Source organism: Furfurilactobacillus sp. WILCCON 0119 (assembly GCF_053471565.1).
The window spans coordinates 148,587-161,185 of record NZ_JBPCCV010000005.1 but is presented as its reverse complement, the minus strand read 5'-3'; the positions used below and the strand labels follow the sequence as shown (position 1 = coordinate 161,185).

Below are 12,599 nucleotides of genomic sequence, written 5' to 3'. Positions count from 1 at the left end.
CGTAAAAGAAATGAATACTCACTCACTTTTGGAGATGATTTAAATGACGGATGTAATCTTACTAAAGGGCGTCAAGAAACGGTTTGGCAAGCAACAAGTGCTAAAGGGAATCGACATGGATGTTCAACCTGGCGAAATCGTTGGTTTGATTGGCCCATCTGGTGCTGGGAAATCAACGGTCATTAAGACCACGTTGGGAATGGAAGTTGTCGATGACGGAACGGCAGCCGTTTTTGGCCAGCAGATGCCGAATCGGGAATTACTGGCCCGAATTGGTTACATGGCACAATCGGATGCACTGTACGAGACATTATCTGGTCGGGAGAACTTAGCTTTCTTCGCTGCAATGAAGGGGTTAAAACAACCCGAACGAACAACGGAAATTGACCGGGTGGCAGCGGTTGTTGACCTCAAGGACGCCTTAGGAAAAGCTGTCTCTGGCTATTCTGGTGGGATGATGCGGCGGTTATCACTCGCAATTGCCCTCCTCGGTCAACCGGAACTACTGGTGTTGGATGAGCCAACGGTGGGCATCGATCCGGCGTTACGGATCCAAATTTGGGAAGAACTTTGCCGGGTAACGGCAGCCGGTGCCAGCGTGCTCATTACGACGCACGTTATGGACGAAGCGGAGAAGGTCGATCGGGTGGCCCTATTGCTGGATGGACACGTGGTGGCGTTTGATAAACCAGCAACGTTAAAGGCGCAGTACGACGTAACGACCATTGAAGAAGTCTTTTTGAAAGCAGAGGGTGACCATCATGCGGGTTAGTCAAATCATCAAACGAATTTTAACGGAACTGGTGCGGGACAAGCGGACACTGGCGCTGGTCTTTTTGGCCCCAATCCTTGTCATGTGGTTAATGAGTGTTGTGTTTAACACGAACTCCGATACAAACGTAACGATCGGTGTGGTCAACGTCAACACGACCATTACGCGGGAATTAAAGGATGTTAACCATGTCAGCGTCAAGCATTATGATTCAGAAACGGCAGCACGCCACGCACTGACCAAGCAACACGTTGATGCCTTCATTAAACAAAAGGACGATCGATTTGATGTCACGTATGCAAATACGGATTCAGGGAAGACTGCGGCCACGAAGATGGGGTTGCAAAGTAGCATCACCAAAATGACCATCACAAAGTTAGCGACAACGGTGACGACCTTAGCGAAAGCAAACCAGCAACTCATGGCCCGATCTGGTGGCGTTGCGACTGGCGAACAAGCGGCACAAACGGCAATTCCCACAAACGGTGCTGTCACCATTCACAACCATTACGCATATGGGAATGCAGATACCAACTTTTTTAATAAGTTGATGCCGATTTTGATGGCGTTCTTTGTCTTTTTATTTGTGTTCCTGGTCTCAGGCATGGGCTTGTTGAAGGAGCGAACCACCGGCACACTGGACCGGGTGTTATCCACCCCGGTCAAACGAACGGAAATCGTTTTGGGGTACCTGGGAAGTTACGGAATCTTGGCATTCTTTCAGACCATCATCATCGTGTTGGTCACGGTGTGGTTGCTAAAAGTTGAAATTGTCGGTAATATTATTAACTTAATCATTATTAATATGTTGGTCGCGTTTGTTGCACTGGCAGCCGGAATTTTGCTATCAACGCTGGCAAGTTCTGAATTCCAGATGATTCAGTTTATTCCAATTGTCGTGGTGCCCCAGATCTTTTTGTCGGGCTTAGTGCCGTTAGATTCACTACCAAAATGGCTTGATGCAATTTCTTACGTTCTCCCGTTACGGTATGCAGCGGATGCGCAAGAAGGCATCATTTTCCACGGCGAGAATTTAATTAATCTGTGGGGAGATGTCGCAGTCTTAATCATCTTTACCATTGTGTTAGGATATCTGAATGTAGTGGGACTTCGGCGTTACCGGAAGGTTTAGTGAGAGGAGTTCAAAATGACATTAAATGATCCACAAACACTGTTAAGTCAAAGCTTGGATAACGAAAAGCTAAGCGCCAAACAAAAGGCAGTCTTGATGGCAAGCATGCAGCTCTTTTCAGAGAAGGGGTTTGACGCGACCTCAACTAGTGACATTGCCCAGTTGGCGGGCGTGGCAGAGGGGACTGTGTATAAACACTTTAAAACGAAAGCCATGATTTTGGACGTTATTTTAAAACCATTTGCGAACGTTGTGGTGCCGCAAATGGCGAAGGAATTTTCCGATGAGGTGGGGGCAGAAACGTTTGAAACGTTGGCCGACTTTATCCACTACTTTTTAACGGATCGCTTAAATTATTTTGTTGTCAATGCGCCGACGATTAAAATCTTTGTTCAACAAGCGTTTGTTCGAGCAGATTTAGTCAACAGCATAATGACCAATGCCTTGCCGATGGTGCAAAAACGACTTGCACCGATTTTTCAATCGCTAAGAAGGCGGGGTGAACTGGTCGATTGGTCAGATGTGCGGATCATTCGCTACATCTTTGGGGCTGCCATTAGCTATGCTGCGCCGTTACTTGTCACCAACCAGTTGGCTGAATTAGATGTTGCGGCGACCGTTTCAGAGTGCACGGAATTTTTAGTTCGTGGCTTGCGCGCTTAAAAAAGACAAAGGGACGCTTGTCGTCGAAGCCATTCCCTGCTACACTAATTCCTAAGAAAATAACTGTCCGACAGTGAGCGGACCTTTTTGGAGGAATCAACATGCAACTAAGAAGTGGGCAAAGTACGGCAACAAAGCTAGCTTACGTGACGGGTGGCGTGTCGTTTCAGTCATTTTCAACTAATCTTGTTAAAACATTGCGCAACTGACAGTTTTTCTGTTGGTGGCGCTTTTTTTGACTGAACAGACACGGAGGACGACGGAATGGAAGAACATAACATGAGCTTTTGGGACCAAACAGCAACGTGGATTGGTGCCAATGCCAATAACGGGACCTGGTACATTGGTGGTGTGCTCGCTGCTTTGGGACTGGGCGGCGCGATGAAAGTCTTAGCCATTACGGGGCCATTAGCTTACATTTTACTGGCACTCGTTGGGTACATGGGGTTCCAAACGCGGAAATCAACGATGACGTTGACCCAGGTTTCGTTTGGACGGTGGGGGAGCTTTGGACCGTCCCTAGTCAATGTCATTCAATTTATGGGCTGGGCAGCAGTAAACACCTTCATTGCGGCCAGTTCGATCAGCTATTTATTGCACGATTTATTAGGTTGGCCGGTCTTTGGTCACCGCGGTGGTCTCAAGGGCATTATTTTCGGCATTTTATTAATGTCCGTTTTGCACTTAATTAGTATTTCCCTTGGCCAGCGCTCCGTCCGCATCATTGAACGGGTCGGTATCGTTCTCGTGATCTTATTGGTCTTATGGGAAACATGGGCGGTGTTCCAGAGTGTCTCCTTGCACCAATTGGCACAATGGCGTGTACCCGTTAAGTTTCGGTTGCCCATGGGAACAGCCGTTGATACGTTAGCCGCCTTCAACTTGGCGTGGGTGACTGCCGGAGCAGATTTCACGAAGTTTGCGAAAAATAAGGCCGCCGGAACCGTTGCACCGTTTATTGGTGGCACCGTGGGGCTAATGTGGTTCGCCTTTGTTGGGGTTATTGCGACAATTGGGGCAGCGGTGACGTTAAATACGTTTGATCCGAATGCGTCCGATCCGAGTACGGTGGCATCACGGTTGGGTCTTGGAATCTTAGCCATGGTTGTCATCATCTTGACCAGTACCACAGCAAACGCGGTGAACCTTATGGCCGCCGGATCTGCATTAACGAACATGTTTAAACGGTTACGGCTCACACCAGCACTGTGGATCGTCACGGTGCTAGCGACGCTCATGACGCTAATTCCGCTATGGTCCAGCAGTTTCTTAGCCGTTTTCACGGTATTTTTAGACTACGTTGGGATGATCCTTGGACCAGAAATTGCCATCTTACTGGTTGATTACTTTATCGGTCACCGGGGCGCGTACACGAATCATGATTTTGACCAAGCACCACGGGTGAACTGGATTGCCTACCTCAGCTGGGCCATTGGGATCGCCGCTTACTTTGGGTTGCAACGGGCAACCATGATTACAGAGACGGTTGGTGCAACCGGAGTGGCGATGTTAATTACCGCCGTTGTGTACGGCAGTCTGAGTCAGGTACTGGTCACGGCGACGTCAAAATCACGTATAACACTGAATGACTAAGCGAAACTAATGGCCTGATCCTAACGTTGTCCCTTGTCCAATGACGTAGAAAGGACCCCTAACAAATGGTAATCGTCGATTTTTCTAGTCACTGGCTCAATGATCGAACGGTGGATTTACGAAATTCAGCACTAGCGGACCGATTGTTAACGGAACAGCGGATCAACCATTCCTACGAACTGCGACTAACCGAAACACTGTTACTTTTGCCAGTGACAGTGGGCAAGCAGCACTTCACGTTGGTGATTGATCGCCACCTTGGTCTATTATTAACGCGGAAAACACCAGCGACACTACTGCGCGGGTTGCGTGAGCACCAATGGTTAACGTTTCAACAAATGACCATTTCGCACCAATTCTTGGGTCAGCAGCATTATGTGCCGTACGTTCAAGGATCGGCAGGATTTGTTCCCACTGCTGGACCAACGACAAGTCATGCTGGCTGGGTTGGTTTTGCGCAATTGACGGACCTTCAGGCATACGAAACGGCAGCGGTGCTTGTCTTTCGAAACGAGTTAAAGGTCGTCATGCCCACGAGTCTCTACTTTCTTCGTCAACGATTGGTTGAAGCGGCAACAATGACACAGTTACAGTGCGACTATTTACAGGCGGTGGTTGAACAGTCCGGGTTTAACCGGCGGTGTCCTAAGTTGCCTAACCGGCTGGCCGAATTATTGACGGTTCATCCCCGCCATGAACTATCCGCGCCCCGTGACTTTTATGGGCATGCCATTGAGGCCCTGATGACGGCGGCAGTCGAGGATTTTCTCATGACCGGTTACGGGGATACGTTAAAGTTAGATCGTGTGGAATTGGCGGCGGATGTGCGTGGCTACCTGCATGAGCGGGGGCGGTATCTGGTTCCCAAAAAGCGCCACTTTGCGTCAATGACGGACCATGTTGGTTAGGCTAGTTTTGATGATGAAATGACTGCTTTCTCAAAAATTTGGGCGGGCAGTCGTTTTTGTTTTGCCGAAATAACTTGATTAATGTAAGAAGTTTTCCAATTAGGAGGGAGTCAGGGAAATCACCTGATTCTTTTTTTGTTTCAACTCAGCTTTCTAACGGCTTCATGAAAGATGTATGCTATCATAAAAGGGAAGTAAATCGCTTACATAACATTAATTTTGGAGAGGCCCATGGCAAAACGTGTAACCATTAAGGATGTCGCCAAGGCGGCAGATTTATCCATTACGACAGTATCGCAAATTCTAAACGGCAAGGGTGACCGGTTTCCGGAAACCACGAGGGCCAAGGTCTTTCAACTGCGTGATCAACTGGGCTACGTTCCGAACTTCAACGCCCGTAATCTGATCAATCATTCCATGCAAACGGTCGGGATCATTGTCCCCAACCTTGTGAATCCATTCTTTAGTATGTTTCTTCGGGGCATTCAGGATGCGATGTATGAGCACGAGTGTGTGCCGATTATTTTGAGCGCTGACCGTGACAAAAAGCTTGAACAGTATTATCTACGAACCCTGGTTGAACGGGGCGTCGACGGCGCAATCATCGCCAGCTCGGCGATCAGTAATGACGATTTAAATGAACTGTTAAAACCAAACCACATTCCGTACTTGCTGTTTGATCAAAATGATCCCCAAAATGAAGGGGATCGCATCATCGTCGACGACGAACGTGGGGGCGAACTGGCCGTGAACCATTTACTAGCCGCTCACCATGAACGAATCGCGATGGTTTTGCCAACAGGTCCGTCGCAAAATGTGCAGATGCGGCTCGCTGGTTACCGAAGTGCACTTGTGCGGCACCACATCGCATTTGATGAGAACCTGGTGTTTGAAACGGAGCTATCAAAGCAAGGCGGTGAAGATGTCGCTGACGCAGTGATTGCGTCAGGCGCAACAGCCGTTTTCAGTGCAAACGATGAGTTGGCGGTTGGCCTCATTCGGGGACTTAATGAAAAGGGGATCAAAGTCCCAGAGGACGTATCCATCATTGGATATGACGATATTGACCTTGATGACTACATGACACCGCGGTTAACGACCATTCACCAGCCCGTTTACGAGATGGGTGTGTGGGCCAGTCAAATGATTATGCGTCGTTTACGTGAACCAGAAATTGAGGCACAAATGAAAATTGTCGACGTCAATTTAGTTGAAAGAAATTCTGTAAACCCCTTGTAAGCCTTTCCAAACTGTGATATCTTTTTCACATTGGTTATTTAATAAAACGTTTTACTAATATTGATGAACACGGAAACGTCATGACCATGACAATGGTGCATGGCGTTCCTTAATGACCGTAAAACGTTTTACTAAACAAAAACAATGCCGACAAAGGGGACAGGACAAACATGAAGAAAACAGCAATGATCAATTCAGATTTATCCCGTGTGGTTGCCAACATGGGCCACATGGACTGGTTAGCCATCGGTGACGCCGGGATGCCGGTACCAATGGGAACGGAAAAGATTGATCTCGCCGTCACAAAGCAATTACCAAGTTTCATTGACGTGTTGAAAAACATTTTGACCGAGATGGAAGTGCAGCACATTTACTTAGCCGAAGAAATTAAAACGGTTAACCCTGAGCAATTGACCGCCATTAAGGCATTAATGCCTGACATGCCAATTACGTTTGTGCCACACAGTGAGTTAAAGCAGGATCTAAAGAAGACCCATGCATTTGTTCGGACGGGTGAAATGACCGCCTATTCCAACATTATTTTGGAAAGCGGCGTTACGTTCTAGCCATTATTATCATTGACATTAAGAGAGAATACAGGAGTTTATCATGGAACAGACAGCGAAACGCAATCCCGTCGAGCAGTTATCGGACGGCTACCTATCTAAGACACCGATTTTCACATTTTTATTGGTTTCACTGATTTTTCCGCTGTGGGGTGCCGCAGCCAGTTTAAATGATATTTTGATCACCCAGTTTAAAACGGTGTTCCAATTGAACGATTTAGCCACGGCCTTTGTTCAAAGTGCCTTTTACGGTGGTTACTTTTTGATTGCCATCCCAGCGTCACTTGTCATTAAAAAGAATTCATACAAGTTTGCCATTATGACGGGATTATTGGCCTACATCGTTGGGTGTGGAATGTTCTTCCCAGCGTCTCACATGGCGACATACAGCATGTTCTTAGTTGCCATTTTTGCGATTGCGATCGGGTTAAGTTTCTTGGAAACAGCGTGTGACACGTATTCGTCAATGCTCGGACCGAAGAAGACGGCCAACGCGCGGTTAAACTTTTCACAAACGTTGGTCCCACTTGGTGACATGCTGGGGATCGTTTTAGGAAAGTACCTGATCTTTGGGAACGGCGGTAACTTATCGGATAAGATGGCCCATATGGCACCAGCTGCTCGCCAAGCTTATGGTGAAAAGATGTTGCAATTAACGTTGCAACCATACAAGTACATTCTTGGTGTATTGTTGATCATCTTTGTTATCATTGCGTTTACCAAGATGCCAAGTGCAAAGGCCACAACGGCACCAGCTGCCGAAGTGACGGATGAAGCGGACGCTAAGGCTGCGGAAGAAAAGGTGACACTTGGTGAAACACTGAAGTACCTTGCCCACAACCGGCGCTACCAACGCGGGGTTATGGCCCAGTTCTTCTACGTGGGGATGCAGACGACGGTTTGGTCATTTACCATTCGGTTGGCACTGAACTTGAACCACTCCATTAGTGATTCTGCCGCATCAACGTTCATGATTTTCAGTTATGCAATGTGGTTCTTTGGAAAAGTGGTTGCCAATTGGTTGATGAACCGGTTCTCGATCACGCGTGTCTTGACGATCTACTCACTGTTGGGGACAATTTCATTATTGGCAACGTTCTTGATTCCAAACATGACGGCCGTATACACCGCCATCCTTGCAAGTTTCTTCTTCGGGCCAGAATGGCCAACAATTTATGCCCACACGTTGGACACTGTGACAGAAAAGAAGTACACGGAAACAGCTGGTGCCGTGTTGGTTATGGCCATTATTGGTGGTGCCGTTATGCCACTGTTACAAGGGGCCGTTTCAGATTTGACTACGATGCAATTTTCATTCATCGTTCCAGTGATTTGTTTTGTAATCGTAACGGGGTACTTCTTCTTTGAACACCGTTACGAGGTGGCACATCCAGAAACAGTCGCTGAGCATTAAAAAGTTAAACCGATTATCTGATTTTATGGTAAATTGGTTTTAGACGAATTTAAACACATTCATTATTCAATCGTTAAAGGGGACAAATATGGCTAATAAAGTTGTTGTTTTGGGGAGTTTGAACGTGGATTCCATTCTGCGGATTGCACGGTTACCATTACCTGGTGAAACCATGGAAATGAACGATAAGAGTTCTGCACCTGGTGGGAAGGGTGCTAACCAAGCGGTTGCTGCTGCTCGTGCCGGTGCTGACACAGCCTTCATTGGTAAGGTTGGGGCCGATGACGCTGCTGAAGTGTTACGTGATGCCTTAGAAGCAGACGGAATCAGCACGAAGCATGTCACAACGGATGAAAACCGTGGTTCTGGTCAGGCATTTATCCTGTTGCAAGAAAGCGGTCAAAACTCGATCTTGGTCTATGGTGGATCAAACCAAGGCTTAACAACGGCTGATGTTGACGCTGCTAAAGATGTCATCAAAGACGCTGACTTCCTGATTGCACAATTTGAAACACCAATTGAAACAACGACATACGCGTTCGAATATGCGCAGTCAGTTGGTGTAACAACCATTTTGAACCCAGCACCAGCCATTCCAACGTTACCAGCAGACTTGCTGAGAGCAACGGACATGGTGTGCCCAAACGAAACGGAAGCCGCAACGATTACAGGAATCGAAGTGACGGACACAACGTCCATGATTTTGAACGCTGCTAAGTTTGCTCAGATGGGTGTTAAGGAACTGATCATCACGGTCGGTTCACGTGGTGCATTCTACGCAAACCAAATGGGAAGTGGCTTCGTGGATGCGTTCAAGGTTAAGGCTGTGGATACAACGGCAGCTGGGGACACATTCTTGGGTGCTTTGAGCTCCCAACTGAAGACAGACTTCAGTAACATGCGGGAAGCAATTACGTTTGCAAACCACGCATCATCATTGACGGTGCAACGCTTGGGTGCACAACCATCAATTCCACAGTTGGCTGAAATCAAGGCCGAATACAAATAAGAGAGCGAAACGAGACGCGTTTAGGCTCCCTCAGGTAACGCAAAGCAGGCCCTCATGGACGATTTTTGTCCATGAGGGCCTGCTTTGCGTTAGATGAGTCGAAGCCTGCGTCTCGTTTCGCGTTTTCACCAGAATAAAAGTTGTGCGGGACGATTTTTGTCCATGAGTGCGCTGTTTGCGTTAGATGAGGAAGGGTCTGCATTCGGTTTCGCGTTTTCACCAGCTGAAAAGAGTTAGCGGCAGACTGTTTAACTTGTTTAATGATTATTGCGTTTAGCGGAATCTAATAGTTAAACGAACAAAATTGTTTCAATCACTATTGAAACCGGTTTCAAAAATTGCTATCCTACTAGAGGAGGGAGATTGTAAAGCGTTTTACTTTATGATTTTTCACGCATAAATCTATGGAGAAGGGCAGGTTAGCGTTTCTGATGAAAAAGACAACGGTAATCAATTCAGATTTATCCCGGGTGATCGCACAAATGGGTCACTTTGACACACTTGGTGTGGGCGATGCAGGGATGCCGGTTCCGATGGGGACCGAGAAGATCGACCTGGCGGTAAGCCGTCAGTTGCCAAGTTTCATCGATGTTTTAGCAAACATTGTGAGCGAATTACAGGTTCAGCGCATTTATTTAGCGGAGGAGATGAAGGTTCAAAATCCTGAACAACTCACCGCGGTTAAGCAATTATTACCTGATGTTGACGTTGTGTTCATCCCACATGAACAGATGAAAGCTGATTTAAGTAAGACACATGCGTTTGTTCGAACAGGCGAAATGACGCCGTATTCAAACGTGATTTTGGAGAGTGGCGTCACATTCTAGCGAAGGGGGCAAACACACATGGAGATTGACATGCAGCACATTTCAAAATCCTTTGGCCAAAACGTCGTCTTAAAGGACGTTAACTTTTCGGTCAAGGGCGGTGAAGTGCACGCGTTAATGGGTGAAAACGGGGCCGGAAAGTCAACGATGATGAATATTCTGACCGGATTATTAACGCCCAATGGTGGTGACATTCTGGTTGACGGACAACCCACACACTTTAACAATGCGCTAGAGGCGGAACAACACGGAATTAGTTTTATCCATCAAGAAATGAACAACTTTGTGGAGATGCCTGTTCTGGACAACATGTTCTTGAACAAGGAGTTGAAGACCCGCTGGGGCTTTATTGATAACGATAAAATGAAAGCGCTTGCCGAAACGGCATTGGAACGGCTAAACATTAAGATCGATCTGAGCCAGCCAATCGGCAATCTGTCTGTGGGTCAACAACAGATGATTGAAATTGCGAAGTCATTAATGACAAACGCTAAAATTATCATCATGGACGAACCCACGGCGGCCTTAACGGCAACAGAAATTCAGAGTTTGTTTGAAGTGGTGCGTTCCCTAAAGGCACAGGGTGTTGGGATCATTTATATCTCTCACCGAATGGAAGAACTGTTTGAAATTGCCGATCGTGTGACCGTTATGCGGGATGGTTTGACCATTAATACGTATGAAACACAGGCCACGACCGTTCAGCAAATTGTGCATGACATGGTTGGTCGGGACATGGGTGACTTTTATCCAGACAGAACGCCAAAATTTGGTGAACCGCTGATGGAAGTCAAAAACTTGTCTCGTGCCGGTGTCTTTCATGACATTAGCTTTTCTGTTCGTGCCGGTGAAGTTTTAGCCTTTTCAGGGTTGATGGGTGCAGGTCGCACGGAAATCATGCGGGCCATCTTCGGAATCGACAAGCTTGATGAGGGCACGATCATGATTCATGGTGAAGCGGTGCACATCAGCAATCCGAGTGACGCCATCAGTCATAACATCGGTTTTCTGACGGAAGATCGAAAGTCTGAGGGTCTGATTCTTGATAACACGATTGCAGATAACATTGACCTGCCAAGTATTGATGGGTTTACCAAACATGGTTTGATCGATACAAAAGCGGATCGTGATTTTGTGGAAATGCTGATGAAACGGTTAACGGTTAAGGCAACCAGTGCGGATGCCGAGGCGGGTAGTTTATCCGGTGGGAATCAGCAGAAGGTTGTTTTGGCCAAGTGGGTTGGTTCTGGATCACAGGTATTGATCCTGGATGAACCAACGCGTGGGGTCGATGTTGGGGCCAAACGGGAAATTTACGAGTTGATGAACGAACTGACGGATCGCGGCACGGCCATTATCATGGTTTCCAGTGATCTTGACGAAGTTCTCGGCTTTTCAGATAACATTGCCGTTGTGTATGAAGGGCAGTTGATGGACATCGTGCCAACAAAGACGGCAACCCAAGAGAGTATCATAACGTCAGCTACGGGAGGGAAACACTAATGGAGAACCAAACGGAAACGAAACATAAATTCAATTTTGGCGAGTTTTACGCAAAGTTAGGCCCGCTGGTTGCGTTAGTTATTTTGGTTGTTTTAGTGTCAATTTTAAACTTTTCATTCTTAGATCCACTGAACTTACTGAACTTATTACGCCAAGTTTCGATTAATGCCCTAATTGCCTTCGGGATGGAATTTGTTATTTTAACGGGTGGGATTGATTTATCCGTTGGGTCTATTTTGGCGCTGAGCGGTGCCTTTACTGCACAACTTGTTTTGATGGGCGTTCCACCATTCTTTGCCTTCCTGATCGGGATGGTTACTGGGGGAATCTTTGGGGCTTTAAACGGGGTTCTGATTGCTTACGGAAAGGCAGCCCCATTTATCGCAACGTTAGCAACCCAGACGATTTTCCGTGGTGCAACCTATGTCTTCACCAAGGGGAACCCGATCACGGGTGCCAAGATGAGCAACAACTTTAGCTTCCAATTCTTCGGCCAGGGGTACCTCTTCGGGATTCCGTTCCCAGTTTACATCATGGTTCTGTTCTACATTCTCGCCTACATTTTACTTCACCGGACAACGTTTGGTCGGAAAACATACGCTTTGGGTGGGAACCCACGGGCAGCGTTTGTTGCTGGGGTTAAGAATAACAAAATGATTATCTGGATCTACACCTTAGCTGGTTTTCTTTCTGCGACTGCTGGGATGATTTTGACATCACGGTTAGCATCAGCACAACCAGATGCCGGGGTTGCCTACGAAATGGACGCCATTGCCGCCGTTGTCCTAGGGGGCACGAGTCTAGCCGGTGGTAAAGGGAAGATGTTTGGGACATTAATTGGTGCCCTGATTATCGGTGTCTTGAATAACGGGATGAACTTGCTCGGAATTTCCAGTTTCTATCAACAGATCGTTAAGGGGATCGTGATTCTGGTTGCCGTCCTGTTAGATCGTAAACAGGCCAAGGCCTAAAG

Annotated in this window: 12 protein-coding genes; all 12 read left to right on the top strand. The window is 47.1% G+C overall.

Annotated features, from left to right (window positions below):
- The first annotated feature begins 43 nt into the window (after nt 1-43).
- The 12 genes from ACRYI5_RS09260 (at nt 44) to ACRYI5_RS09205 (ending at nt 12,597) form a co-directional block, all read left to right on the top strand.
- Entirely contained in the window at nt 44-772 is a 729-nt protein-coding gene (locus ACRYI5_RS09260) for an ABC transporter ATP-binding protein (RefSeq protein ID WP_448225069.1), read from the top strand.
- Complete coding sequence (locus tag ACRYI5_RS09255) at nt 762-1,904, top strand: ABC transporter permease (protein WP_448225068.1); 1,143 nt, start codon at nt 762-764, stop codon at nt 1,902-1,904. The genes ACRYI5_RS09260 and ACRYI5_RS09255 overlap by 11 nt, the downstream gene beginning before the upstream one ends.
- A 15-nt stretch (nt 1,905-1,919) precedes the next feature.
- The gene (locus ACRYI5_RS09250; RefSeq protein ID WP_448225067.1) at nt 1,920-2,567 is read left to right on the top strand and encodes a TetR/AcrR family transcriptional regulator; all 648 of its coding nucleotides are present in this window, start codon (nt 1,920-1,922) and stop codon (nt 2,565-2,567) included.
- 264 nt (nt 2,568-2,831) lie between these two features.
- The gene (locus ACRYI5_RS09245; RefSeq protein ID WP_448225066.1) at nt 2,832-4,160 is read left to right on the top strand and encodes a cytosine permease; all 1,329 of its coding nucleotides are present in this window, start codon (nt 2,832-2,834) and stop codon (nt 4,158-4,160) included.
- A 65-nt stretch (nt 4,161-4,225) separates the two neighbouring features.
- Nucleotides 4,226-5,068, top strand: coding sequence for a hypothetical protein (locus ACRYI5_RS09240; RefSeq protein ID WP_448225065.1), 843 nt, complete (start codon nt 4,226-4,228; stop codon nt 5,066-5,068).
- Between the two features lie 231 nt (nt 5,069-5,299).
- Nucleotides 5,300-6,307 (top strand): ribose utilization transcriptional repressor RbsR, encoded by a 1,008-nt coding sequence (gene rbsR, locus ACRYI5_RS09235; RefSeq protein ID WP_407878935.1) that lies wholly within the window; start codon nt 5,300-5,302, stop codon nt 6,305-6,307.
- 170 nt (nt 6,308-6,477) lie between these two features.
- The gene (gene rbsD / locus ACRYI5_RS09230) at nt 6,478-6,873 is read left to right on the top strand and encodes a D-ribose pyranase (protein WP_448225064.1); all 396 of its coding nucleotides are present in this window, start codon (nt 6,478-6,480) and stop codon (nt 6,871-6,873) included.
- A 43-nt stretch (nt 6,874-6,916) separates the two neighbouring features.
- Nucleotides 6,917-8,287, top strand: a complete 1,371-nt coding sequence (gene fucP, locus ACRYI5_RS09225) for an L-fucose:H+ symporter permease (RefSeq protein ID WP_448225063.1) — start codon at nt 6,917-6,919, stop codon at nt 8,285-8,287.
- 88 nt (nt 8,288-8,375) lie between these two features.
- Nucleotides 8,376-9,296: a ribokinase gene (rbsK, locus tag ACRYI5_RS09220; protein ID WP_407878931.1), complete on the top strand. Its 921-nt coding sequence runs from the start codon at nt 8,376-8,378 to the stop codon at nt 9,294-9,296.
- Between the two features lie 431 nt (nt 9,297-9,727).
- Nucleotides 9,728-10,123, top strand: a complete 396-nt coding sequence (gene rbsD, locus ACRYI5_RS09215; RefSeq protein ID WP_407878930.1) for a D-ribose pyranase — start codon at nt 9,728-9,730, stop codon at nt 10,121-10,123.
- A gap of 18 nt (nt 10,124-10,141) precedes the next feature.
- Entirely contained in the window at nt 10,142-11,626 is a 1,485-nt protein-coding gene (locus ACRYI5_RS09210; protein ID WP_448225062.1) for a sugar ABC transporter ATP-binding protein, read from the top strand.
- Nucleotides 11,626-12,597 carry an ABC transporter permease gene (locus ACRYI5_RS09205; RefSeq protein WP_448225061.1) on the top strand — a complete coding sequence of 324 codons (972 nt, stop codon included), beginning with the start codon at nt 11,626-11,628 and terminating at the stop codon, nt 12,595-12,597. The genes ACRYI5_RS09210 and ACRYI5_RS09205 overlap by 1 nt, the downstream gene beginning before the upstream one ends.
- The last annotated feature ends 2 nt before the right edge of the window (nt 12,598-12,599 follow it).

Excerpts from the sequence above, each read along its gene's own strand:
- rbsD (WP_407878930.1), top strand. The coding sequence starts at position 9,728 with ATGAAAAAGACAACGGTAATCAATTCAGATTTATCCCGGGTGATCGCA.
- ACRYI5_RS09210 (WP_448225062.1), top strand. The coding sequence starts at position 10,142 with ATGGAGATTGACATGCAGCACATTTCAAAATCCTTTGGCCAAAACGTC.
- ACRYI5_RS09245 (WP_448225066.1), top strand. The coding sequence starts at position 2,832 with ATGGAAGAACATAACATGAGCTTTTGGGACCAAACAGCAACGTGGATT.
- ACRYI5_RS09255 (WP_448225068.1), top strand. The coding sequence starts at position 762 with ATGCGGGTTAGTCAAATCATCAAACGAATTTTAACGGAACTGGTGCGG.
- ACRYI5_RS09205 (WP_448225061.1), top strand. The coding sequence starts at position 11,626 with ATGGAGAACCAAACGGAAACGAAACATAAATTCAATTTTGGCGAGTTT.
- rbsR (WP_407878935.1), top strand. The coding sequence starts at position 5,300 with ATGGCAAAACGTGTAACCATTAAGGATGTCGCCAAGGCGGCAGATTTA.
- rbsK (WP_407878931.1), top strand. The coding sequence starts at position 8,376 with ATGGCTAATAAAGTTGTTGTTTTGGGGAGTTTGAACGTGGATTCCATT.
- rbsD (WP_448225064.1), top strand. The coding sequence starts at position 6,478 with ATGAAGAAAACAGCAATGATCAATTCAGATTTATCCCGTGTGGTTGCC.
- ACRYI5_RS09250 (WP_448225067.1), top strand. The coding sequence starts at position 1,920 with ATGACATTAAATGATCCACAAACACTGTTAAGTCAAAGCTTGGATAAC.
- ACRYI5_RS09240 (WP_448225065.1), top strand. The coding sequence starts at position 4,226 with ATGGTAATCGTCGATTTTTCTAGTCACTGGCTCAATGATCGAACGGTG.
- ACRYI5_RS09260 (WP_448225069.1), top strand. The coding sequence starts at position 44 with ATGACGGATGTAATCTTACTAAAGGGCGTCAAGAAACGGTTTGGCAAG.
- fucP (WP_448225063.1), top strand. The coding sequence starts at position 6,917 with ATGGAACAGACAGCGAAACGCAATCCCGTCGAGCAGTTATCGGACGGC.